Genomic DNA, 22,070 nt, shown 5'->3' with positions numbered 1-22,070 from the left:
CCACCGCCAACCGCCCCGGCCCCGCCGCTGAAGACCGGAGGGGACCCGCGGCCCTCTGCCACGCCCGTGCAGGGCCCCGGGCTCGGTGTGCGTGGGGTCAGCCGGTCGTGAACGCGCCGGTCCGGCGCGAGCCGAGGCCCCCGCCCGCCGGGCGACGTCCCCGCCGACCGGCAGCCGCTGGCAGCGCGTGTTCCCCGGCCAGGTCCCGCCGGCGCGAGCCGAGGCCCCGCGCCGAGCGGCGGCCGCAGGCGGCCCGCCCCGCCCCGGCCACGGCTGTGCCGACTCCCGAGGCGAGCTGAGGCTGAGGCCGCCCGCTGGAGGCGGCATCCGGTGCCCTCGGGCCGCCGGCTCAGCGCGCGAAGGCGGCCCGGCCCCCGCCCGGCCAGTGGCGTCCTGCGCCCTGCGCTGACCCGTAGCCGCAGGAAGCGCGCGTTGCCCGGGCATGCCCAGTCCGGCCGCCCCAGCTCGGCCGACACCGCCACGCGATCCGGACGGACCGGACCCCCATCCCGTCTCGCGGCGGCGCAGGAGCATCCCGCTTGGTCTAGACCGCCTGCTACCGTCGGCCGCGTGACGGCCGGTCGGTCCGGATCGGCTGCGACGGAGGGAGGCGCCGTGGAGGGTACGCAGGGCGGGCGGGGGTTCGTGGGGTCGTTCACGTCGGCCGGTGGGCCGGGTGTGGTCGCCGTCGAGGTGGACCGGGGCAGCGGTGCGCTGCGGTTCACCGGGGCGAGTGACGCCGTCGCCGATCCCTCCTTCCTCGCGCCGGCCGGCGACGTGCTGTACGCGGTGTCCGAGACCGACGCCGGTGCCGTCGCGGCCTTCGACGTCACCGGGCCCGCGCCCCGGCCGCTCGGCGCGCCCGTGCCCGTGGAGGGCGCCGGGCCCACCCATCTCGCCGTCGTGGCCGGGCACGTGCTCACCGCGAACTACACCTCCGGCAGCGTCAGCTCCCTGCCCCGCACCGCCGACGGCACCCTCGGGCCGGTCGCCGGCCAGGTGCGTCACGCGGGCTCGGGGCCCGTCGAGGACCGGCAGGCCGGGCCGCACGCGCACCAGGTGCTGCCCGACCCGAGCGGGCGCTGGGTGCTCGCCGTGGACCTCGGCACCGACGCCGTCACGGTCCACGTCCTCGACCCGGCCACCGGCGCGCTGACCCCGCACGGCACCACCGCCCTGCGCCCCGGCACCGGCCCGCGCCACCTCGCCTTCCATCCGGCGGGCACGCACGCCTACGTCCTGAACGAGCTCGAACCCACCCTCACCGTCTGCCGCTGGGACGCCGACGCGGGCGTCCTCACCCCCCTCGGCGAGACCCCCGTCGTCCCCGAGGGCGCCGCGCCCGCCTACCCCTCCGAGGTCGTCGCCGCCCCCGACGGCCGCTTCCTCTGGGCCGCCGTACGCGGCACCGACACCCTCGCCGTCCTCGCCCTCGCCGAGGACGGCGCGGGCGCCCGGCTCGTCGCCTCCGTCCCGTGCGGCGGCCACTGGCCCCGCGACCTGACCCTCGGCCCCTCGGGACGGCACCTGTACGCCGCGAACGAGCGCACCGGCGACGTGACCTGGTTCGCCGTCGACCCGCGGACCGGTGTCCCCGTCCGCACCGGCTCCCTCCCGGTGCCCGCCGCCTCCTGCGTCGTCTTCACCTGACGGCACGCACGACGGGAAGGGCCCGCACCGGACGATTCCGGTGCGGGCCCTTCCCGTCACGGTCGGCGGACCTGCGTCGGACGACCGACGCGGGCGACCGGGGTCAGTGGACCGGCGATCCCTGCTGCGGGGTGATCCCCAGCGTCGCCATGTACTGCGAGAGCACCAGCCGGCCGATCGCCGGGTACGCGCCCAGCGCCTCGGCCGCCGCGCAGCCCGCCTCCTTCGCCGCCGCGTCGAGCAGCCCCTCGGCCAGCTCGGGGCCGATCAGGTACGGGGCGAGCGCGAGCTGCTCCGAACCGGCGGCGCGCAGTTGGTCGGCGATCGAGGCGATCGAACCCTCCTGGTCGAGGGCCGCCGCCATCACCGGCACCGCGAGGCGGGCCGCCAGCAGCATGCCGGTGATCCCGGCGGCCTGCACGGCCTCCTCGCCGCCGACCGTGGCCAGGATGATGCCGTCGGCCGCCGTGGCGACCGTGAACAGCCGGGCGCGGTCCGCGCGGGCCAGACCGGCCTCGGACAGCCGCACGTGCAGGGCCTCGGCGAGCAGCGGGTGCGGCCCGAGGACATCGGTCAGCTCGGCGGTGTTGCCGGCGTCCATCACGGCCTGGCGGATCCGCCGGGTCAGGGCGCTGTCGGGGCCCGCGAGCAGCGGCACCACGACCGCGGCGGGGCCCTCGGGGGCGGCGACCTCGCGGCCCGCGGCCACAGCGATCTCGTAACGCTCCGTGCGCAGGGCCTCGGCCCGGGTCAGCACGGTCGCGAGGGTCGGGTACTCGGCGTCGTCACCGTCGAGGAAGCCGATCACGGCCTCCAGGCCGGGCAGCTCCGAGCGGGCGATGCTCACGACCTCCTCGGCCAGCGAGCGTATGGCGGCCGACGGCGCACCGGGGACGGCGAGAACCAGCGCGGGAGCGCCCTCGGGCGCCGCCACGGGTTCAGGGCGACGGTGCCGCCCGGACTGGCGGGGTCGCGGCATTCGTACAGGCAGCCCGGGAGTGGGCCCAGTGGGGGAGCTCATGGCGCCGCATGCTACTGGTTTTGCCCACCGCCCGGTTCGCTGAGGTGCGGCCCCGCGAGTTCTGCCCGCTTATGTCCGAAGAGGTGGGAAACAGTCGCCTATCTGGTGAGTTGGAGGAGGCGGGGGTCCTGCGGCAGCCGGAGCGCGTCCCGCGCGAGCGCGGCGGCGATCGCCACCGCCCCGGACAGCGGATCGCCCGCCGCGTCGACCACCCGCGCCTCCGGCAGCAGCACGCCGAGCTCCGCCCGCAACGGACCGAGCAACGGTTCGCCCATCCTGAACAGACCGCCCGTCAACGCCACTTCGCCCGCGACCGCCGGCCCGGCGGGACAGACGGCCGCCGCGGCCTCGGCGATATGACCGGCGGCCCGCTCCAGGATCCCGGCGGCGACCGCGTCCCCGTCGACGGCGCAGCCCGCCACCTCCGGGGCGAACGAGGCCAGTACGGCGGGCCGGTCGGTACGCGGATACAGCGCCGCCGGGAGACCGGACGCCGGACCGAACCGTTCCTCCGCGCGCGCCAGCAGCGCCGTGGAGCCGCCCCGCCGCCCGTCGTACGCCCGCATCGCCGCCTCGAGCCCGGCCCGGCCGATCCAGGCTCCGCTGCCGCAGTCCCCCAGGAGGTGACCCCAGCCGTCCGCACGGCGCCAGTCGGACAGATCGGTGCCGAGCGCGATCAGGCCCGTGCCGCCCGCGACGACCGCGCCCGGACGCTGACCGAGGGCCCCGGCGTACGCGGTGACGGCGTCGGCCGCGAGCGCGAGCCGCCGTACGCCCCAGGCCCGTTCGAGCGCCCCCGGCAGTTCGGCCCGCAGCCGCTCGCCGAGCGTCGCCATCCCGGCAGCGCCCACGGCGACCGCGACGATCCGGCCGCCGTCCTCGTCACCACCGTCGCCACCGTCGCGACCGACGGCACCGGTGGCCCGCCCGGCCATTGCCTCGACCGCCGGGAGCACCTGCGCGAGCAGATGCCCGGCATCGATCCCGCCCGGGCCGGTCCGCACCGGTTCGCCGGACGCGATCGTCTCGAGGACCCGCCCGCCCGCGTCCGGGCCCGCTCCCGCGGGGTCCGTCCCGGTCGTCCTCGTCGTCCCGGTCCGCGCCAGGGCGATCCTCAGACCCGACCCGCCGGAGTCCACACCGACGACGAGGCCCCCGACGGAATCGGACGCGCTGGATGACCTCATGGCTCGACTCCCTGCGACACGGGGACGGACGGACGTCGGCCGGAAGCCTACTGGCCGGGCGCGGCGGAGACGGGCGGGCCGATCGGACTGTCGGTGTGGGCCGGTAGGGTGACTGCCCGTGACAGCACGACCGTTGAGTGAACTCGTAGAGCCCGGCTGGGCGCAGGCCCTGGCACCCGTGGCGGGGCAGGTTGCCCAGATGGGTGACTTCCTGCGCGCGGAGATCGCCGCGGGCCGGACCTATCTGCCGGCCGGACAGCACGTCCTGCGTGCCTTCCAGCAGCCGTTCGACGACGTACGGGTGCTGATCGTGGGACAGGACCCCTATCCGACGCCCGGCATGGCCATCGGCCTGAGCTTCGCCGTCGCCCCGGAGGTCCGCTCCCTGCCCGGCAGCCTGGAGAACATCTTCCGCGAGCTGAACACCGACCTCGGTCTGCCGCGCCCCTCCAACGGCGATCTGACCCCCTGGACCCGGCAGGGCGTGCTGCTCCTCAACAGGGCCCTGACCACCGCTCCCCGCAAGCCGGGGGCGCACCGCGGCGCGGGCTGGGAGACCGTCACCGAGCAGGCCATCCGCGCGCTGGCGGCGCGCGGCAAGCCGCTGGTGTCGATCCTCTGGGGCCGCGACGCCCGCAACGCGCGCCCGCTGCTCGGCGATCTGCCGGCGGTCGAGTCGGCCCACCCGTCCCCGATGTCCGCCGACCGCGGCTTCTTCGGCTCCCGTCCCTTCAGCCGCACCAACGAACTCCTGGTCCGCCAGGGCGCCGAGCCGGTCGACTGGCGTCTTCCCTAGCGGAGTCCCGGCAGCAGGCTCCGGCTCGGCCGGAAGCCGACCCGGCCGGAAGCCGACCGGGCCGCACCTGATCCGATCCGGTTCGGACCGCCGACCCCCGCCGCGCCGCTCAGCCGATCACCGCCGCCCGTACGCACAGCACGTCCGGCAGGTGGTCGGCGAGGAGCTGCCAGCGGTCGCCGTCGTCCGCGCTCGCGTACACCTCGCCGTTGCGGTTGCCGAAGTAGACGCCCGCCGGGTCGCCGCCGTCCGTGCACAGGGCGTCGCGCAGCACCGTGCCGTAGTGATCACCCTCGGGAAGGCCCTTGGTGAGGGGCTCCCAGGTCTCCCCGGCGTCGGTGGTGCGGTAGACGCGGCAGCGTCGATCGGCGGGGACGCGGTCGGAGTCGGCGTTGATGGGGAACACATAGGCGGTGTCCGGCCGGTGCGGATGGGCGGCGACGGCGAAGCCGAAGTCGGAGGGCAGGCCGCCGCCGATGTCCGTCCACCGGCCGCCGGCGTCGTCACTGCGGAACACGCCCCAGTGGTTCTGGAGATAGAGCCGGTCGGGATCGCCCGCGTCCTGGGCGATCTTGTGCACGCACTGGCCGAACTCCGGGTTCGGGTCGGGCAGGAACACCGCCGACACCCCCCTGTTGGCGGGCGCCCAGCTCGCGCCGCCGTCCCGGGACCGGAAGACGCCGGCGGTCGACACCGCCACCGTCACCGCGTCCGGGTCGCGCGGGTCGGTGACCACCGTGTGGACCGCCTCGCCGCCCCCGCCCGGCACCCACCGGTCGCGGGTGGGGTGCTCCCACAGCGGGCGCACGAGGTCGAAGGACTCGCCGCCGTCGGTGGACTTGAAGAGCGCGGCCGGCTCCGTCCCCGCGTACACGACGTCGGGGGAGTGCGCCGGCGCCGGGTGGAGCTGCCAGACCCGCTCCAGCGAAGCCCCGGTGTCCTGCGGGAATCTGACCGCCGGCCGGGCCGGCTCGGTCCAGCTCGCGCCCAGGTCGTCGGAGCGGAAGACGGACGGCCCCCAGTGCGAACTGTCCCCGCCCACGAGGATCCTGGGAGTGGCGCGGCGGGTGTCGATCCCGATCGAATAGATCGCCTGCGCGTTGAAATGCGGGTCGTCGAACTCCCATCGGCCGTCTCGCCCACGGCCGATGAACAGACCCTTGCGGGTCCCTACGGTCAGTAGCACGTCGGTCATCGCCGACACCTCCATGACGCCGTTGTCGCGGATAGGGGTCAGTCTGCACCCGCCCACTGACAACGGCCCCCGCAGACGCCTCCGCCCCAGGTGAGAGGCGTGTTGCCCCCCGGGGGGCCTTCGACCCCGCCGGGACGCGGGCACCGGCGATTATGCTGATCAACCGTTCGGGCAGCGAGGGGGAGCATGATCGACGTCGACGGTTATCTGGCCGTGCTGGGGGTGGCCCGGCCGGCGGGCCCGACCGCCGAGGCGCTGTGGGCGCTGCACCGGGCGCAGGTGGAGCGCGTCTCGTACGAGAACCTCGACATCCATCTGGGACGGCCGACCGGCATCGGCGCCGAGGAGTCCGTGGCCCGGATCCTCCGCGGGCGCGGCGGCTACTGCTTCCACCTCAACGGGGCCTTCGCCGAGCTGCTCACCGCGCTCGGTTACGACGTCACCCTGCACCGGGCCGGGGTGCAGGGCGGCCCCGAGGACACCGCGGGCGCGGGCGGCGACCATCTCGCCCTCACCGTGCCGATCGACGGCGAGCGCTGGCTGGTCGACACCGGGCTCGCCGGGGGCATGCACGAGCCGCTGCCGCTGCGCGAAGGCACCTTCACCCAGGGGCCCTTCACCTACGCGATGGCCCCGTCCACGGTCGTGCCCGGCGGCTGGCGCTTCACCCACGACCCCCGTGGCGCGTTCCTGGCGATGGACTTCGCGCCCGAGCCCGTCGAGCTGTCCTCCTTCGCCGAGGAGCACGTCCGGCTGTCCACCTCGCCCGAGTCCGGCTTCGTACGGGTCCTCACCGCGCAGCGGCGCGACGCCACGGGCGTGGACGTGCTGCGGGGCTGCGTGCTGCGCCGGATCGACGCCGAGGGCACGCACGAGCGGATCGTCGATGCGGTCGACGACTGGTACGACGTGCTGACGGGCGTCTTCCGCCTGGACCTCACCGAGGTCGACGCCCCCGCCCGGGCGGCGCTCTGGCGCCGCGTCCGCACCGCCCACGAGGAGCGGGAGGCCGCCGCGGGACGGTGACGCGAGGCCCGACGGCCGGCCCTGCCTCCGATGCCGGTCTCGTCCGGCGGACCGACGGCCGAGTCACCGGCCACGCCGACGCCGGCGAGCGGGGCGCTCTCGACGGTCACCGGGGCGCCGCCCCCAGGAAGAGGGCGCCGGGGCGCCGTCCCCAGCCCGGGCCACCCTGCCGGCCCCCGGGTCAGCCGGTCGGCTGACCCTGCCGCGCCGCACCCCGCAGGCCCGCCCAGTCGGGGATCTTCACCGGGCCGCGGCCCAGCGTGCCGCCCAGGGCCGCCTCGGCGCGCTCGATCGCCTGCCAGCCTGTCCAGAGCACCGGCTCGTGTCCGAGGGCGCGCAGCGCGGCCAGCGGGTCGGGCGCGACCGTCCGGCGGGCGAGGGCGGGCGCGTCGGCCAGCAGGGAGGCGGCGGTCTCCTTCGCGCACGGCCGGTTGGTGCCGATCACGCCCGTGGGGCCGCGCTTGATCCAGCCCGCCACGTACTCGCCCGGCGACGGCACCCCGTCCCTGAGCACCCGGCCCTCGGCGTGCGGGACCGTGCCCCGCGCCGGGTCGAAAGGCAGCCCGGGCAGCGGCGCGCCCTGGTAGCCGACCGCCCGCAGCACCAGGCCGGCCGGGATCTCCTCGTACCGCCCCGTGCCCCGGACACCGCCCGCCCCGTCCGGTTCCGTGCGCTCGAAGCGGACCGCGGCGACCCGGCCCTCCTCGCCGAGGATCTCCACCGGCCGCAGGAAGAACCGCAGCCGGACCGTACGGGACGAGGGGGCGCCGTCGGCGCCGCCCGCCGCCACGGCCTGCGCCCAGCCCCGTACGACGTCCAGATTGCGCCGGTTGACGGCGGGCAGCGCGGACGGGTCGGCGTACGCGGGGTCGAGGGCCAGCTCCGCCGGGTCGACCAGGACCCGGGTGTCCGGCAGCGCGCCGAGCTCGCGCAGCTCCTTGGTGGTGAACTTCGCCTGCGCGGGGCCGCGTCGGGCGACCATGTGCACCTCGCGCACCCCGCTCGCGCCGAGCGCCGCCAGGGCGCTCTGCGGAATGTCGGTCGGCTCCAGTTCACTGGCCCGCCGCACGAGCAGCCGGGTGACGTCCACCGCGACGTTCCCCGCCCCGATGACCACGGCGCCGGGCCGGTCGAGGCCGAAGTCGTCGTGGACCGCGTCGGGATGGGCGCTGTACCAGGAGACGAACTCGGTCGCCGAGAAGCTGCCCCGCAGCTCCTCGCCCGGCACCCCGAGCCTGCGGTCGCGCGAGGCGCCCACGCAGTACACGACCGCGTGGTAGAGCTCCAGGAGGCGGGCCGGGGTGAGCCCGCGGGCGCCCACCTCGACATCGCCGAGAAAGGCGATCCGCTCGTCCTCCAGGACCGCCCGCAGGCTGCCCTGGAGCGACTTGATCTTCTCGTGGTCGGGCGCCACCCCGTACCGCACGAGCCCGTACGGGCAGGGCAGCCGGTCCAGGACGTCGACCCGGATGTCGGGCACGGCGGTCTGCCCGACCAGGGCCTGAGCGGTGTAGACCCCACTGGGACCGGAACCGACGACGGCGACGCGCAGCACGGAAGCACCCCTTCCCGCCGGGAGACCTCCAGCATGGCACCGGGAAGACCGCCGGGGGAGGGGGCGCGCGCCGCCGCCACGGCACGCCACCCGACCGGCCTCGCCCGCCGGCCGTAGACCCCCGTGGCGAGAAGCCCCGACCCCGCCCCGCCGCGCCGGCCCCGCTCCCGCCTACAGCGACCGCATGCGGTCGATCTCCGCCGTCTGCTGCGCGATGACGTCGTTCGCCATCTCCTCCACCAGGACGTTGTTGCCCTGGCCGAGCACCTCCGCCGCCATCGTCACGGCCCCTTCATGGTGGGTGATCATCAACTTCAGGAAGAGGCTGTCGAAGGCCCGTCCCTCGGCGGCCTTCAGTGCGGCGAGCTGGGCCTCGGTGGCCATGCCCGGCATGGTGTGGTGGTCGTGGCCGGTCTGCGGGCGCGGGCCGCCGTTGTGCGTGAGCCAGCCCTCCATGGCGCCGATCTCCGGGCCCTGCGCGGCGGCGATCCGCTCCGCGAGCTTCCGGACCTGGGGCGACCCCGCCCGCCGCGGCGCCAGCGCGGTCATCGTGAGGGCCTGCCGGTGGTGCGCGATCATCATCTGGACGTAGCGGAAGTCGGCGCCGTTGGGCCGCTCGTCGGGGAGCATCCGGGCGGCCTCCTCGGGGGAGACGCGCTTCGCCGGCTCGCCCGGCCGGCCCGGGGCCACGATCGCCGGCCCGCTCGAAGCGGCTCCGCCGCCCGCGGCCCTGTCCTCGTCCGGCGCCGACTCGCAGGCGCCGAGGGCCAGTACGGCGGTGGTGCCGAGCAGCACCGCGAGGGTGCGGCGGACGGGGCGGTTCGACAAGGCGACCTCCAGGGGAACGTCGGCGGTTCGGCTCTCTTGGTGCGGTGAAACTCCAGAACGTTCGTGTTGCCATCTGTTGAGATGCGCACGCCAAGGACCATACTGCCGACGTCCATCCGTCGTTCACCTGCGAACGGAAGTACCAGAGAGGACGGAGTGACCTCGTTGCGTACCACGAGTACCCCGCGCACACGGATCAGAAGCCTGGGTGTGGCGACCGCCGCGGCCGGGCTGCTGGTCAGCCTGCTCGCCGCAGGGCCCGCGGCCGCCACACCCGACCCGGGCGACGTCCCCGTACCCGGCACCGTCAGCGCGGAACGGGCGGCCGAGGCCCGCGCCGCCATCGCGAGCGGTGAGATACCCGGTGTGGACGAGATCGTCCACACGCCCAACATCGAACACCTCGCCAACATCCCCAAGGACACCCTCAAGGGCACCAACTCCGACCTGGCCTTCCAGGGCAGGTACGCCTTCGCCGGCAACTACGACGGCTTCCGGATCTTCGACATCAGCGACCCGCGGTCCCCCAAGACCGTGGCCCAGGTGCTGTGCCCCGGCTCCCAGAACGACATCTCCGTCTCCGGCGACCTCCTGTTCCTCTCCACCGACTCCTCCCGCAGCGACGACTCCTGCGCCAGCGTCTCCCAGCCCGCCACGGTGAAGGAGTCCTGGGAGGGCATGAAGATCTTCGACATCAGCGACATCGCGAACCCGCGCTATGTCGCCTCCGTCGAGACCAATTGCGGTTCCCACACCCACACCCTCGTGCCGAAGCGGAACGACGTGTACGTGTACGTCTCCTCGTACGCGCCCAACGCGGCCTTCCCCGACTGCCGGCCGCCGCACGACGGCATCTCGGTCATCAAGGTGCCGCGCGACGCGCCCGAACGGGCCGCGGTCGTCTCGTTCCCGATCCTCTTCCCGGGTGACGGCCCCGACGGCGGCGGCAACCCCGGCGGCCCCACCAACCCCGGCGTCTCCAAGACCACCGGCTGCCACGACATCACCGTGCTGCTCAGCGAGGACCTGGCCGCCGGATCCTGCATGGGCGACGGCATCCTGTTCGACATCAAGGACCCGGCCAGGCCGCGGGTCATCGACCAGGTCCAGGACAACGTCAACTTCGCCTTCTGGCACTCCGCCACCTTCAACCAGAAGGCCGACAAGGTCGTCTTCGCCGACGAGCTCGGCGGCGGCGGCGCGGCCACCTGCAACGCGGAGGTCGGCCCGAACCGCGGTGCCAACGGCATCTACGACATCGTCGGCAAGGGCGACGGGCGCAGACTGGTCTTCCGCAGCTACTTCAAGATCCCGCGCCACCAGGCCGACACCGAGAACTGCGTCGCCCACAACGGCTCGCTGATCCCGGTCAGGGGCAAGGACATCATGGTCCAGTCCTGGTACCAGGGCGGTGTCTCCGTCTGGGACTTCACCGACTCCCGCCGGCCGAAGGAGATCGCCTACTTCGAGCGCGGCCCGATCTCGGCGACCACCCCGGTCGGCGGCGGCTCCTGGTCCGCCTACTACTACAACGGCCACATCTACTCGAACGACATCGCGAAGGGCTTCGACGTCCTGAAGCTCTCGGACAAGCGCACCGACAAGGCGCAGCGGATCCGCATGCACGAGCTCAACACGCAGACCCAGCCGGACTACTTCCGCGACTTCGACCGGGCCTCCGGCTCCGACGACTGACCGGAACCCGACGGCGGACCGGAAACGGCCACCGGGGCGGACGCCTGGGTGGACACCTGCGCGATCAGCGGGGGCGGCAGCCGTACCGGCCGGCCCCGTAACGCCGTCGGCATCACCTGCGTGCCGCCGGGCGGACCTCCGTCCGGCGGCACGCCCTGCTCCCAGTCCAGCCCGTACCGCTGGAACAGCTCGGCCCGCAGCCGGGGCGCCGGCATCGGCGCGCCCGGCAGCAGCACCGCGAACACGGCGCCCATCAGCAGGGCCCGCAGCAGCGGATAGTCCCGGTCCACGTCGGCCGAGCCGTAGCGGGCCACGGTGTCGCGCAGCAGCGCGGCCAGCCGCTGCTGCTCGGGGCACTGCACGAAGCCCTCGGCCTGGAGGATGCCCGCCATGTGTGTCCGCATGAGCACCGGCCGGTCCTCGGCGAGGCCCAGGATCGCGTCGATGGCGCGCGCCAGCAGCTCGCGGCCGTCGTCGGTGCGCGGCTCGCGCTCCAGCGCCTCCTCCAGCGTGAGGTGCATCAGCCGGTGCACCGCGGACTGGAGCAGATGCCGCTTGCCGGGGAAGTAGTACGAGATCAGACCGCGTGCCGAACCGGCCCGCGCGGCGATGTCGCCGAGCGTCGTGGCCTCGTAACCCCGCTCCGAGACCAGCTCCACCGTGGCCTCGAGGATCCGCTCGCGGGAGCGCCGTCGGAGCTCTTCATTGACCGATGCGCTACGCGGGGACATGCTGGACTCCTGCGTTGACTGGCTCGCAGCCAATATACTCAGCGCGACCTGCCGTCGTGCCCTCGTGGCCGGCGGTGGGGCATGCCGTCTGTTCTGGGCGACGCGGGGGATCGTCCAGAACAGGCGGCTTCATCGTGTGTCTCCCATTCTGCTCCCGTCGTCCGCGCCGGGCGCCGGCGGTCTGCGGGCCTCGACGCGCCGGTACGTGACGATCGCCACGGCCACGCAGCACCACCCCAGGAGCCAGCCGCCCAGGACGTCCGACGGCCAGTGGACCCCCAGGTAGACCCGGGTCCAGCCGACGCCGAGGACCGACACCAGAGCCGCGCCTGTGAGCGCGCCCCAGCCCCACCACCCCTCGCGCCAGTGCAGGGCAAGCACCCACAGCACCAGGCCGCAGCCGACCGTCGCCGCCATGGCGTGGCCGGACGGGAACGCCGCGTAGTACGCCGAGTCGACCGGATCGGGCCAGCTCGGCCTCGCCCGCCCCACCGCGAGCTTGATGCCGTGCTGGAGCGCCGCGGCGACGAGGGTGGTGACCGCCACCCACAGCGCGAGCCGGCGCTCGCGGCGCCGCCACAGCACGACGGCGGTCACGGCGGCGAGCACGCGCATGGTCCAGGGGTCCCAGACCCAGTCGGTCAGCACGCGGTTGAGCCGGGTGAACCCCGGCTCGGCGACCGCGCTGCGGTGCAGCGCCTCGGCCACGTCTCGGTCGAACGACAGCAGGGGGGACCACCCCACGGCCACCAGAACGAGCAGCAGCACGGCCAGGGCGCCGGTCACGACGGCGGAGATGCGCATGGGCCGATCCTGCCCCACGCCCACCCCTCACCGTGCGCGCGGGGCGGGCCCGTCGCCCGTATCCGGCCGAGAACCACCGGGTCCTCCGGCCCCGATACGGGCCCGAGGACCCCTAGCCGAGCGCCGTCAGCGCGGGGACGAAGGCCACCAGGACGGGGACCACCGGGACGAGGGCCGCCGCGGCGGTGAGGCGGAGGCGGCGGGCGGCGGTGAGGCGGGGCGTGGCCGTCAGGAGGCGGTTGACGCGCTGCGGGAGGTCGGCGTCATGGGCCGGGCCGGGGCCGAAGACCCCCCGGTCCTCGTTGAGTTCGACCAGGGCCAGCGCGATCGTCCGCCGGCCGAAGCGGCGCGAGGCCACGTCGTCCGCCGCCAGCTCCACCAGACGGTGCATCTGGTTGCGGAAGGCGGCGAAGACCGGGACCCCGGGGAAACCGGCCGCCAGCGCCGTCGCGCAGTGCAGCAGCCAGTCGTGCCGCGCCCGGGCGTGTCCCTGCTCGTGCGCGAGGACGGCGTCGAGCTGGCGGCCCTGGAGACGGCGCAGCGCGGCGGTGGTGACGACCAGGCGCGGCGTACCGCCGGGCAGCCACCAGGCGCCCGGGCGCTCGCCCTCCAGGACCACCAGGCGCTCGCCGCCGGAGGGCTCCTCGCCGGGCAACAAGGGGGCCCGCACCAGGAGTTCGCAACGCCGCTGCCTGCGGCGGGCCCGCGCCACACCGATCTCGCGGCCCAGCATCGCGCCGGTCCACAGCCCGCCGGCCGCGAGCACCACGGCGAGCGCCGCCGACCACGGGCCGTCGGTGCCGAGCGCGTACGCCTCGATGACCGCGCGCGGAGCGGGCGCGAAGACATGGCCCCGCACCGCCTGCCAGGCGGCCGCCGCGCTGAACGTCATCGACAGCGCGAAGCTCAGCAGCACCGCCGCCACGACGCACTGCCACACCCACAGCGCCACCACGGGTTCCCGTTCCACCCAGTCGGCCCGCGTCAGAAGTCGCGGGGCGACGACGGCGGTCAGGACGCCGAGCGCGAGGAGCGCGAGGGAGACCAACATGGCGCCACCCTATGAGCGGGGTACCGACCGGGGGTACGGGCTTGCGGATCAAGTGACGTACGCCACGGTTTGATCGCGCCGCACGGGCCCCTCAGAGTGTGAGGAGCATCGCCAGCATCGCGAGCGCCATGGAGAGCCGGCACACCAGCGTCAGCTCCGGCCCGGCCCGCCCGAACGCCCCGGCCGCCCCGGCCGCCCGGGCGGGCGCGGTCATCGCGGGCCCGCCCGGCGCGGGCCCGTCCACCGCGACCCCGGTCACCGGAACCAGCCGGGCGCCCGAACGCAGCACGTACACCCCGTAGTAGGCGAGCAGCACCCCCGTCAGCACGGGTATGCCCGAGGACGTGGCCGCACCGCCGTGCCCCACCCCGTGCGCTCCGTGTCCGCCGCCCGGCGCCGCGGCCATCGCCACCGCCATGTAGACCATCGCGAGCGAGCCGACGAGATGGTGCAGATGGTGGCGCCCGCCCCGCACGGCCTCCATCAGTCCGTGCAGCGCCGCGCCCCCGAACACCGCCGCGTACACCGCCCAGGCCCACTCCGGAGGGCTCAGCACCGTGGTGGGCAGCGCCATCGCCGCCATCCCGAAGCCCATCGCGGCCTCGCTCCCGGCCGCCGCGCGCTCCGCGCCCGCGTCGCCGCGCATCCGCCACAGACAGAACGCCCCGCTCGCCGCGCACAGCACCACCAGCAGCCAGCCGGACAGAGCCGGTCCGTGCACGCCGGACACCCCCCCTCCTCTCGGTCCTCCGGAGTGCATGCCCGGGCCGCTCCGCCCCCACGCGGGCGCACAGGCGCGCACAGGTGTACGCCGGGGGAGTGCGGGGCGCGCGTTAGGCTCGGGACGATCGCGCAAGCCGATCACCAGCGCCCGAGGGGAGACCCGCACACCATGGACACCGCCACGTCCCGGCCCGCCGGCCCGATCACCTACCGCGACGCCGTCCTGGACGACGTCCCCGTGCTCGTCCCGCTCGTCCAGTCCGCCTACCGAGGCGACTCGAGCCGCGTCGGCTGGACCACGGAGGCGCACCTGCTCGACGGGCAGCGGACGGACCCCGCGGGCGTCGAGGCGGTCATCACCACGCCCGGCAGCCGGCTGATGGTGGTGGAGCGGGACGGCGTGATCATCGCCTGCTGCCAGCTCGAACACCGCGGCGAAGCCGCCTACTTCGGCATGTTCGCGGTCCGCCCCGAGCTCCAGGGCGCCGGTCTCGGCCGGCAGATCATCGCCGAGGCCGAGCGCCGGGTGCGGGAGCTGTGGGACGTGCGCGAGATGCACATGACGGTGATCTCGGTGCGCGAGGAGCTGATCGCCTGGTACGAGCGCCGCGGATACCGCCGTACGGGCCGGATGAGCCCTTTCCCGTACGGTGACGAGCGCTTCGGCGTGCCGCGGCGCGACGACCTGGAGTTCGAGCTCCTGGTCAAGGAACTGGTCTGACCGACGGGCGCCCGGGCTGATCCGGCCCGGGCGGTCGCTCAGGCCGTGAAGCGGCCCGTGCGCCGGATCTCCGGCCGGTCGGTCGTGGCGCCGTCGAGCCCGAGGGCCCGGGCCAGCCGCAGCTCGTCCTGGGTGTTCACCACCCAGCCGATCACCCGCAGGCCGGCCGCGTGCGCCCGGTCGACGGTGTCCTGGGTGAGGTGCCGGATGTTCAGGACGAGCGCGCCCGCGCCCACGGCGAGGGCGCGCTCCACCACGTCGGACTGCCGCTCGTCGGCGACGAGCGCGGTGCGCACCCCGGGGACGAGGCCGCCGATCTCCGCCAGGGCCTCGTCGTGGAAGGACAGCACCTCCACCCGCGGGGCGAGCGCCCGCTCGTTGAGCACGTCGGCGAGCGCCCGGGCCGCGGCGACGTCCTTGATCTCCGCCTGGATCGGGGCGCGGACCGCTTCCAGGACCTCCTCGAAGACGGGGACGCGTTCCCCCTCGCCCGCGTCGAGCTCGCGCAGCTCCGCGAGGGTCTTCCCGGAGATCGGCCCGGTGCCGTCGGTGGTGCGGTCGACGTCGGCGTCGTGCATGACGACCAGGGCGCCGTCCTTGCTGAGGTGGAGGTCGAGCTCGATGGCGTCCATGCCGGCCTCCTCGGCGCGGACGAAGGAGCGCAGGGTGTTCTCGGGCGCGACGCCCATGACTCCGCGATGACCGATGGTGAGGAAACTCAAGATCTTCTCGCTTCCGTTCCGTCGGGGTCCGGCCCCGGCCCGCAGCCTAGTAGATGGGGACGAAACGGGAAGCGTCCGCGCGGAAGCCCGTGTTTCTCGTCGCGCAAGCCCGCCGGACAGGAAAATTCGCGGCGACAAGGGGGGTCGCGCAGGATAATTTCTCTTACCCCCTCTTGCGGGGAAGAACCACGGATGCATACGGTGTCTTGACGCAAGGTTCTCCTGTGGAGGAAGAGGCATGACGGAAATTCTTGTGCAGGACGTGACCGGTGGGGGGACTTCCACCGACGCTCCGGTGATCGATCACCCCGCCTGGCCCGAGCTCAAGAATGCCGTGGAGGAGCTGCGGCCCTGGCAGAGCGCGGACGGCTCCATCGACTTCGAGGCCGAGGGCGCGCCGACCCGCGCCCACGCCGAGCAGACCGTCGAGCGCGTCGTCGCCGCGGTCGAGCGGCTCTCCCCGCTGCTCCCGCACGACGCGGACTACCACCGCGCGCTCGTCGCCGACCTGCGCAAGTGGGCCCGCGGCGGCTTCGAGGTCCCGGACTTCCTGGACGCGCTGCTCGCCTTCCAGCCGGCCGCCAAGCGCCTGGACGGGCTCCAGCACCTCGTGGTCTTCCCCATGTACACCCAGAACGGCAACCCGAACCGCAACCTCGAAGCGGTCGTGCTGCGCATGGTGTGGCCGGACTGGCTCTCCGAGCTGGAGGCCACCCGCTACGACAACCCGCTGTTCTGCGGCATCACCTTCGAGGACTTCACGGCCGGCTACGACACCCACTCGGCCGTCCTCTTCCCCGAGACCATCGCCGTGCGCGAGGCCCCCGAGCGCTTCACCTGGGGCGGCATCTTCTGCGACCGCGAGGCCGCCCGCTTCCGCAAGGTGACGGCGGCCGCCGTCGACATCCTCGGCATCGACCTGCCCGAGGACATCGCCGCCATGGTCGACGACCAGGAGCGCTGCGAGAAGGCGTTCGTCCTGTGGGACATGGTCCACGACCGCACCCACAGCCACGGCGACCTGCCCTTCGACCCCTTCATGATCAAGCAGCGCCAGCCGTTCTGGATGTACGGCCTGGAGGAGCTGCGCTGCGACCTCACCGCCTTCAAGGAGGCCGTGAAGCTCGAGGCCGAGGGCAACGAGCACGGCCGTGACGTGCAGTACGCGGTGCTCTTCGACCGGATGTTCCGCTTCCCGGTCTCCGGCGACCGCAACCGCAACTACGACGGTCTCGGCGGCCAGCTCCTCTTCGCGTACCTCCACAAGCACGACGTCGTGCGCTGGACGGACAACACGCTGAAGATCGACTGGAAGCGGGCCCCCGAGGTCACCAACCAGCTCTGCGCCGAGATCGAGAAGCTGTACCGCGACGGCATCGACCGTCCCAAGCTCGTGCACTGGTTCAAGGCGTACGAGCTGGTCTCCACCTACCTCGCCCCGCACCCGGGCTCCACGTGGGCCAAGGGCCCCGACGCCCTGGACCTGACGCAGCCGCCGCGCAAGCTCGTGGACGACGTGCTTCCGGACGAGTTTCCGCTCAGCATGTTCTATGAGGCCCTTGCCAAGAAGCTCAAGGGCGTGATCGCCTCCACCAAGGGCATCACCGCCGCGAAGGCCGCGCGGACCGAGCAGGCCGCCGCGTGACCGACGTGACCGACGTGACGGAGGCGGCACGTGCGAAGGACGGGTCCACCGGGCCCACCCAGGCGACGGAGCAGGAGGCGACGACCATGAGCGGCAACGGAAACGGCGGAGCGCTGGACGGGGCCGTCATCGCGGTCGCCGGCGCGGCCGGCCCCGCGGGCCGGGCGGCGCTCCTGCGCCTCGCGGAGGCGGGGGCGACCGTCGTCGCCTCCGACGCCGACCCGGCGCGGCTCGCCGAGGCGGTCGACGCCGCCCGCTACGCGCACGGCGGCGCCACCGTCACCGGCGACACCGTCGACCTGCTCGACCTGGACGCCACCCACGAGTGGGCCGACAAGACCGAGAAGGAGTTCGGCCGCATCGACGGCCTCGTCCACCTGGTCGGCGGCTGGCGCGGCAGCCCCTCCTTCCCCGAGACCGACCTCAAGGACTGGGACCTCCTGGAGAAGCTCCTGATCCGTACGGTCCAGCACACCTCGCTCGCCTTCCACGACGGCCTGCTGCGCAGCGGCGGACGCGGCCGCTACGCCCTGGTCAGCCAGGTCGGCGCGCACAAGCCGCTCGCCAACAACGCCGCGTACAACGCGGGCAAGGCCGCCGCCGAGGCGTGGACGCTCGCCCTCGCGGACTCCTTCCGCAAGGCGGGGGGCGACGAGGGCCCGCAGGCGGCTGCTGCGATCCTGGTGATCAAGGCACTGGTGCACGACGCCATGCGCGCCGAGCGCCCGAATGCGAAGTTCGCGGGCTTCACCGACGTCACGGACCTGGCCGACGCCATCGCCGGACTGTGGGACAGGCCCGCCGAGGAAGTGAATGGACAGCGCCTGTGGCTGACCCCCAAGCCGTGACCACGGCCCTGGGCTCCAGGACCGACGCCCGTCGTCACCACGACCCGTCGGTCCGGGGCTTCGCCAGCGACAACTACGCCGGCGCCCACCCGGAGGTCCTCGCGGCCATCGCCCTCGCCAACGGCGGCCACCAGGTCGCCTACGGCGAGGACCAGTACACCGAGCACCTGCAGCGGATCATGCACAGCCACTTCGGCCCCTCGGCCGAGGCGTTCCCGGTCTTCAACGGGACCGGGGCGAACGTGACCGCGCTCCAGGCGCTCACCGACCGCTGGGGCGCGGTGATCTGCGCCGAGTCCGCGCACATCAACGTGGACGAGGGCGGTGCGCCCGAGCGGATGGGCGGCCTGAAGCTGCTCACCGTGCCCACCCCGGACGGCAAGCTCACCCCCGAGCTGATCGACCGGCAGGCGTGGGGCTGGGAGGACGAGCACCGGGCGATGCCGCAGGTCGTCTCGATCACCCAGAACACCGAGCTCGGCACCGTCTACACGGTCGACGAGATCCGCGCCATCGTCGAGCACGCCCACTCCAAGGGCATGAAGGTCCACCTCGACGGCGCCCGCATAGCCAACGCGGCCGCCTCCCTGAACGTGCCCATGCGGGCGTTCACCAACGCGGTGGGCGTCGACGTGATCTCGTACGGCGGCACCAAGAACGGCATGCTCTTCGGCGAGGCCGTGGTGGTGCTCAACCCGGACGCGGTCAGCCACATGAAGCACCTGCGCAAGCTGTCCATGCAGCTCGCCTCCAAGATGCGCTTCGTGTCGGTCCAGTTGGAGGCGCTGCTCGCCAAGGACCTGTGGCTGCGCAACGCCCGGCACGCCAACGCGATGGCCCAGCGCCTCGCGGAGGGTGTGCGCGGCGTGGACGGGGTGGAGATCCTCTACCCGGTCCAGGCGAACGCGGTCTTCGCGCGGCTCCCGCACGAGGTCAGCCGCCGGCTCCAGGAGCGCTTCCGCTTCTACTTCTGGGACGAGGCGGCCGGCGACGTGCGCTGGATGTGCTCCTTCGACACCTCGGAGGACGACGTGGACGCCTTCCTCCAGGCGCTGAAGGAAGAGATGGCGCGCTAGGGACCACCCCGAGCGCTGCATGATTATGCGGCCGGACGGAAAGTCATTGACTTCCGTCCGGCCGCCTTCCTATGCTCCCCACGCATGGAGCTCATCCAGAAGAACCCCGACCTCCCCGCCTACTTGGCGGCAAGCGACGCCGTCGACCGCGACCACCCCGTGGTCCAAGCAACCGCCGACCGGCTCTGGAGCGCGAACCCCGACGCATACTCATACGCCGAAGCGGCCTACACCTTCGTCCGGGACGCCATCCCGCACTCCGCCGACTCCGGGAACCTCCGGGTCACCTGGCGCGCCTCCGACGTGCTCGCCACCCGCAACGGCATCTGCGTCGCCAAGTCGCACGCCCTCGCCGCCCTGCTCCGCGCCCGGTCCATCCCGACCGCCTTCTGCTACCAGCGGCTCACCGAGGACGGGGCCGACCCGGTGGTCCACGGCCTGATCGCGCTGAAGCTGCCGGGGCGGGCCCGGTGGTCGCGGCTGGACCCGCGGGGGAACAAGCCCGGAGTCGACGCCCGCTTCTCGCTCGACGAGGAGCGGCTGGCCTGGCCCGTACGCCCCGAGTTCAATGAAGTGGACTATCCGGTGCTCTATGATGAACCGCATCCGGCCGTCCTGAGCGCCCTGCGAGCCGCGCGGGACCGGCCTCACCTGTGGACGATGCTGCCCGGCGAACTCTGAACGGCGGACCATGAACCTGCCCCTGACCCTCACCGTCTCCGACGAGGTGCGCGCCCTCGTACCCGGCTTCACCCACCTCGCCGTCGAGGCCCGCGGGCTCGTCAACGGGCCCAGCGACGCGACCAGTTCGGCCCTGCTCGACGACGCCGCCCGCCGGCTCGCCGAGCGCCTGGCCGGACGCACCCCGGACCAGGATCCGCACATCGCCGCCTGGCGCGCCGCGTACACCGCCTTCGGGGCCAAGCCCTCCCGCACCCGCAACTCCGCCGAGGCGCTGGCCCGGCGCGCCCTCGCGGACGGCGGACTGCCCCGGATCAACCGGCTCGTCGACGCCTACAACGCGATCAGCGTGGCCCACCTGATCCCGGTCGGCGGCGAGGACCTGACCAGGATCCAGGGCGCGATGCGACTCGTCCGCGCCACCGGCGACGAGGAGTTCGTCACCGTCGCCGGCGGCGAGGAGACCGTCGAGCACCCGGAGCCCGGCGAGGTCGTCTGGTGCGACGAGGCGGGCGTCACCTGCCGCCGCTGGAACTGGCGCCAGGGCCCCCGCACCCGCATCGACGTCGACACCACCGACGCGCTCTTCCTGCTGGAGTCGCTCGCCCCGATGACCCTCGACGAGCTCCGCACGGCCGGCGAGGAACTCGCCGAACTGCTCCAGAAGGTGAGCCCCGGGGCGCGGATCACCGTCCGCGAGCCGGAGTGACCGACGGTCCTACTGGATCCCGTCGCCGCGCTCGGCGGCCTTGAGCTCCTCCGGCGTCGGGGCCGTGCCCCCGAGGTGCGCCGGCACCCACCAGGTGTCGGACGCGTCCTTGGGGCGCACGGGGTAGGCGCGCTGGGCCGCCTCCAGGAGTTCCTGGACCCGGCCGCGCAGCCGGCGGGTGATCGCGCCCGCGTACTGGTCGGCCGGCGCCTCCACCGGCTCGCCGACCCGGATCGTGATCGGGATGTGGCTCCGCTTGAAGTTGCGCGGCCGGCCCTTGGTCCAGACGCGCTGGGTGCCCCACAGCGCCATCGGGATCAGTGGCACCCCGGCCTCCTGCGCGAGCCGCGCGGCACCCGACTTGAAGCTCTTGAGCGTGAAGGACTGGGAGATGGTCGCCTCGGGGAACACGCCGACGATCTCACCGGCGCGCAGCGCGCTCAGCGCGTGCTCGTACGCGTGCTCGCCCTGGGAGCGGTCCACCGGAATGTGCTTCATCGCGCGCATCAGCGGCCCGGACACCTTGTGCCGGAACACCGCGTCCTTCGCCATGAACCGCACCAGGCGCTTCTGCGGCAGCGCGGCGAGGCCCGTGAAGATGAAGTCCAGATAGCTGATGTGGTTGCTCACGATCACCGCTCCGCCCTTGCGGGGGATGTGGTGCGAACCCTGAGTGTCGATCTTCAGGTCAAGCGCCTTGAACATCGTGAGCGCGGCGCCGATGACCGGACGATAGACAAGCTCTGCCATCTGGAAGGAAACCCTTCGTCTGGGCGCGGGGAGGGTTCTCCCGGCGAAGTTACGCGGCCGTAGGTTTTCGGCTTTGGGCAGATCGTGCCCCATGTGGGGGCGCATAACCAGCCCTGACGGCGTCGTAGGGGGAGATTCTCGTCACGCCCGGTGGCCGTGGCGGGAATCGAACCGTGCCGTGGGACGCTGCACCCGGTGGGAACGAGCGAGCAGGAGACGGGCGGATGACGGAGGTGCCGGGCGCGATGACCGGGGTGCTGGGCGCGGCGGAGCTGGGTGCCGAGCTGGGGGAGCGGGCGACCCTGGTGCAGTTCTCGACCGCCTTCTGCCAGCCCTGCCGGGCCACCCGCCGGACCCTGGCCGAGGTGGCCGCCATGGTCGACGGCGTCGGCCACGTCGAGATCGACGCCGAGGAGCGCCTCGATCTCGTACGGGACCTGGGGATCGTCCGTACGCCCACGGTGCTCGTCCTCGACCGGTCCGGCCGGATCGTCCGCAGGGCCGCGGGACAGCCCCGCAAGGCCGATGTGATCGCCGCCCTGGGGCGGGCGGTCTGACGGGGTGACCCTCCTCCCATCTGTCGGTACGCACTTGACTGCACACGTCAACGATCGTCAGGCTGGCGCAATGGTGCCAGAACTCCTTCTCCACGGCCG

22 protein-coding genes are annotated in these 22,070 nt (G+C 73.7%); 11 read left to right on the top strand and 11 right to left on the bottom strand.

The genetic code is table 11. The features are described 5' to 3' along the window. Positions 1-615 precede the first annotated feature (615 nt). Complete coding sequence (locus ABZ135_RS00700) at positions 616-1,650, top strand: lactonase family protein (RefSeq protein ID WP_356690314.1); 1,035 nt, start codon at positions 616-618, stop codon at positions 1,648-1,650. A 103-nt stretch (positions 1,651-1,753) separates the two neighbouring features. On the opposite strand, the gene ABZ135_RS00695 is transcribed toward ABZ135_RS00700, so the two are convergent. Then, positions 1,754-2,671, bottom strand: coding sequence for a hypothetical protein (locus ABZ135_RS00695; protein ID WP_356690312.1), 918 nt, complete (start codon positions 2,669-2,671; stop codon positions 1,754-1,756). 98 nt (positions 2,672-2,769) lie between these two features. Further along, positions 2,770-3,858, bottom strand: coding sequence for a BadF/BadG/BcrA/BcrD ATPase family protein (locus tag ABZ135_RS00690; RefSeq protein ID WP_356690310.1), 1,089 nt, complete (start codon positions 3,856-3,858; stop codon positions 2,770-2,772). Positions 3,859-3,976: 118 nt separating this feature from the next. Between ABZ135_RS00690 and ABZ135_RS00685 the strand changes: the two genes are divergently transcribed. Continuing rightward, positions 3,977-4,654, top strand: coding sequence for a uracil-DNA glycosylase (locus ABZ135_RS00685; protein ID WP_356690308.1), 678 nt, complete (start codon positions 3,977-3,979; stop codon positions 4,652-4,654). Positions 4,655-4,763: 109 nt separating this feature from the next. On the opposite strand, the gene ABZ135_RS00680 is transcribed toward ABZ135_RS00685, so the two are convergent. Then, complete coding sequence (locus ABZ135_RS00680) at positions 4,764-5,849, bottom strand: exo-alpha-sialidase (protein WP_356690306.1); 1,086 nt, start codon at positions 5,847-5,849, stop codon at positions 4,764-4,766. 186 nt (positions 5,850-6,035) lie between these two features. Here ABZ135_RS00680 and ABZ135_RS00675 point away from each other — a divergent pair, with 186 nt between their 5' ends. Next, entirely contained in the window at positions 6,036-6,875 is an 840-nt protein-coding gene (locus ABZ135_RS00675) for an arylamine N-acetyltransferase (protein ID WP_356690304.1), read from the top strand. A 181-nt stretch (positions 6,876-7,056) separates the two neighbouring features. Here the strand turns inward: ABZ135_RS00675 and ABZ135_RS00670 are convergent, their stop codons facing one another. Then, the gene (locus ABZ135_RS00670; protein ID WP_356690302.1) at positions 7,057-8,430 is read right to left on the bottom strand and encodes an FAD-dependent oxidoreductase; all 1,374 of its coding nucleotides are present in this window, start codon (positions 8,428-8,430) and stop codon (positions 7,057-7,059) included. A gap of 171 nt (positions 8,431-8,601) precedes the next feature. Further along, a complete protein-coding gene (locus tag ABZ135_RS00665) occupies positions 8,602-9,258 on the bottom strand; it encodes a DUF305 domain-containing protein (protein WP_356690300.1) in 657 nt (218 codons plus the stop codon). Between the two features lie 156 nt (positions 9,259-9,414). Between ABZ135_RS00665 and ABZ135_RS00660 the strand changes: the two genes are divergently transcribed. Then, positions 9,415-10,953 (top strand): hypothetical protein, encoded by a 1,539-nt coding sequence (locus ABZ135_RS00660; RefSeq protein WP_356690298.1) that lies wholly within the window; start codon positions 9,415-9,417, stop codon positions 10,951-10,953. Here ABZ135_RS00660 and ABZ135_RS00655 read toward each other — a convergent pair. The 4 genes from ABZ135_RS00655 to ABZ135_RS00640 form a co-directional block, all read right to left on the bottom strand. After that, on the bottom strand, positions 10,911-11,684 hold the full coding sequence (locus ABZ135_RS00655; protein ID WP_356690296.1) for a helix-turn-helix domain-containing protein: 774 nt from the start codon (positions 11,682-11,684) through the stop codon (positions 10,911-10,913). The genes ABZ135_RS00660 and ABZ135_RS00655 overlap by 43 nt on opposite strands. Positions 11,685-11,813: 129 nt before the next feature. After that, positions 11,814-12,488 (bottom strand): phosphatase PAP2 family protein, encoded by a 675-nt coding sequence (locus ABZ135_RS00650; protein WP_356690294.1) that lies wholly within the window; start codon positions 12,486-12,488, stop codon positions 11,814-11,816. 112 nt (positions 12,489-12,600) lie between these two features. After that, complete coding sequence (locus tag ABZ135_RS00645) at positions 12,601-13,539, bottom strand: M56 family metallopeptidase (protein WP_356690292.1); 939 nt, start codon at positions 13,537-13,539, stop codon at positions 12,601-12,603. Between the two features lie 91 nt (positions 13,540-13,630). Next, entirely contained in the window at positions 13,631-14,260 is a 630-nt protein-coding gene (locus ABZ135_RS00640) for a DUF5134 domain-containing protein (RefSeq protein ID WP_356690631.1), read from the bottom strand. A gap of 171 nt (positions 14,261-14,431) precedes the next feature. Between ABZ135_RS00640 and ABZ135_RS00635 the strand changes: the two genes are divergently transcribed. Next, positions 14,432-14,983: a GNAT family N-acetyltransferase gene (locus tag ABZ135_RS00635; RefSeq protein ID WP_356690290.1), complete on the top strand. Its 552-nt coding sequence runs from the start codon at positions 14,432-14,434 to the stop codon at positions 14,981-14,983. 38 nt (positions 14,984-15,021) lie between these two features. Here ABZ135_RS00635 and ABZ135_RS00630 read toward each other — a convergent pair whose 3' ends face one another. Then, the gene (locus tag ABZ135_RS00630) at positions 15,022-15,705 is read right to left on the bottom strand and encodes a glycerophosphodiester phosphodiesterase family protein (protein ID WP_356690288.1); all 684 of its coding nucleotides are present in this window, start codon (positions 15,703-15,705) and stop codon (positions 15,022-15,024) included. 238 nt (positions 15,706-15,943) lie between these two features. On the opposite strand from ABZ135_RS00630, the gene ABZ135_RS00625 reads away from it, so the two are divergent. The 5 genes from ABZ135_RS00625 (at position 15,944) to ABZ135_RS00605 (ending at position 20,664) form a co-directional block, all read left to right on the top strand. Beyond that, positions 15,944-17,350, top strand: a complete 1,407-nt coding sequence (locus ABZ135_RS00625; RefSeq protein ID WP_356690286.1) for a DUF6421 family protein — start codon at positions 15,944-15,946, stop codon at positions 17,348-17,350. A gap of 86 nt (positions 17,351-17,436) precedes the next feature. Beyond that, positions 17,437-18,198 (top strand): SDR family oxidoreductase, encoded by a 762-nt coding sequence (locus ABZ135_RS00620; protein ID WP_356690629.1) that lies wholly within the window; start codon positions 17,437-17,439, stop codon positions 18,196-18,198. Next, the gene (locus ABZ135_RS00615; protein WP_356690627.1) at positions 18,195-19,274 is read left to right on the top strand and encodes a low specificity L-threonine aldolase; all 1,080 of its coding nucleotides are present in this window, start codon (positions 18,195-18,197) and stop codon (positions 19,272-19,274) included. Before ABZ135_RS00620 ends, ABZ135_RS00615 begins: the two co-directional genes overlap by 4 nt. Before the next feature lie 84 nt (positions 19,275-19,358). Beyond that, positions 19,359-19,955 (top strand): transglutaminase family protein, encoded by a 597-nt coding sequence (locus ABZ135_RS00610; protein ID WP_356690284.1) that lies wholly within the window; start codon positions 19,359-19,361, stop codon positions 19,953-19,955. 16 nt (positions 19,956-19,971) lie between these two features. Then, the gene (locus ABZ135_RS00605; RefSeq protein WP_356690625.1) at positions 19,972-20,664 is read left to right on the top strand and encodes a phenylalanine--tRNA ligase beta subunit-related protein; all 693 of its coding nucleotides are present in this window, start codon (positions 19,972-19,974) and stop codon (positions 20,662-20,664) included. A 9-nt stretch (positions 20,665-20,673) separates the two neighbouring features. On the opposite strand, the gene ABZ135_RS00600 is transcribed toward ABZ135_RS00605, so the two are convergent. Beyond that, on the bottom strand, positions 20,674-21,414 hold the full coding sequence (locus ABZ135_RS00600; RefSeq protein ID WP_356690282.1) for a lysophospholipid acyltransferase family protein: 741 nt from the start codon (positions 21,412-21,414) through the stop codon (positions 20,674-20,676). A 224-nt stretch (positions 21,415-21,638) separates the two neighbouring features. On the opposite strand from ABZ135_RS00600, the gene ABZ135_RS00595 reads away from it, so the two are divergent. Continuing rightward, positions 21,639-21,971 carry a thioredoxin family protein gene (locus ABZ135_RS00595; RefSeq protein ID WP_356690280.1) on the top strand — a complete coding sequence of 111 codons (333 nt, stop codon included), beginning with the start codon at positions 21,639-21,641 and terminating at the stop codon, positions 21,969-21,971. Positions 21,972-22,070 lie beyond the last annotated feature (99 nt).

The sequence above is a fragment of the Streptomyces sp. NPDC006339 genome (assembly GCF_040612775.1).
GTDB lineage: Bacteria > Actinomycetota > Actinomycetes > Streptomycetales > Streptomycetaceae > Streptomyces.
Note: the sequence above shows the minus strand (reverse complement) of the source record. Positions and strands in the feature narration are given on the sequence as shown.

What these genes read in the sequence shown, in the direction of transcription:
- ABZ135_RS00650 (WP_356690294.1), bottom strand. Translation starts at nt 12,488, where the DNA reads ATGCGCATCTCCGCCGTCGTGACCGGCGCCCTGGCCGTGCTGCTGCTC.
- ABZ135_RS00635 (WP_356690290.1), top strand. Translation starts at nt 14,432, where the DNA reads ATGGACACCGCCACGTCCCGGCCCGCCGGCCCGATCACCTACCGCGAC.
- ABZ135_RS00610 (WP_356690284.1), top strand. Translation starts at nt 19,359, where the DNA reads ATGGAGCTCATCCAGAAGAACCCCGACCTCCCCGCCTACTTGGCGGCA.
- ABZ135_RS00655 (WP_356690296.1), bottom strand. Translation starts at nt 11,684, where the DNA reads ATGTCCCCGCGTAGCGCATCGGTCAATGAAGAGCTCCGACGGCGCTCC.
- ABZ135_RS00620 (WP_356690629.1), top strand. Translation starts at nt 17,437, where the DNA reads ATGAGCGGCAACGGAAACGGCGGAGCGCTGGACGGGGCCGTCATCGCG.
- ABZ135_RS00680 (WP_356690306.1), bottom strand. Translation starts at nt 5,849, where the DNA reads ATGACCGACGTGCTACTGACCGTAGGGACCCGCAAGGGTCTGTTCATC.
- ABZ135_RS00625 (WP_356690286.1), top strand. Translation starts at nt 15,944, where the DNA reads ATGACGGAAATTCTTGTGCAGGACGTGACCGGTGGGGGGACTTCCACC.
- ABZ135_RS00645 (WP_356690292.1), bottom strand. Translation starts at nt 13,539, where the DNA reads ATGTTGGTCTCCCTCGCGCTCCTCGCGCTCGGCGTCCTGACCGCCGTC.
- ABZ135_RS00690 (WP_356690310.1), bottom strand. Translation starts at nt 3,858, where the DNA reads ATGAGGTCATCCAGCGCGTCCGATTCCGTCGGGGGCCTCGTCGTCGGT.
- ABZ135_RS00675 (WP_356690304.1), top strand. Translation starts at nt 6,036, where the DNA reads ATGATCGACGTCGACGGTTATCTGGCCGTGCTGGGGGTGGCCCGGCCG.
- ABZ135_RS00595 (WP_356690280.1), top strand. Translation starts at nt 21,639, where the DNA reads ATGACGGAGGTGCCGGGCGCGATGACCGGGGTGCTGGGCGCGGCGGAG.
- ABZ135_RS00695 (WP_356690312.1), bottom strand. Translation starts at nt 2,671, where the DNA reads ATGAGCTCCCCCACTGGGCCCACTCCCGGGCTGCCTGTACGAATGCCG.
- ABZ135_RS00600 (WP_356690282.1), bottom strand. Translation starts at nt 21,414, where the DNA reads ATGGCAGAGCTTGTCTATCGTCCGGTCATCGGCGCCGCGCTCACGATG.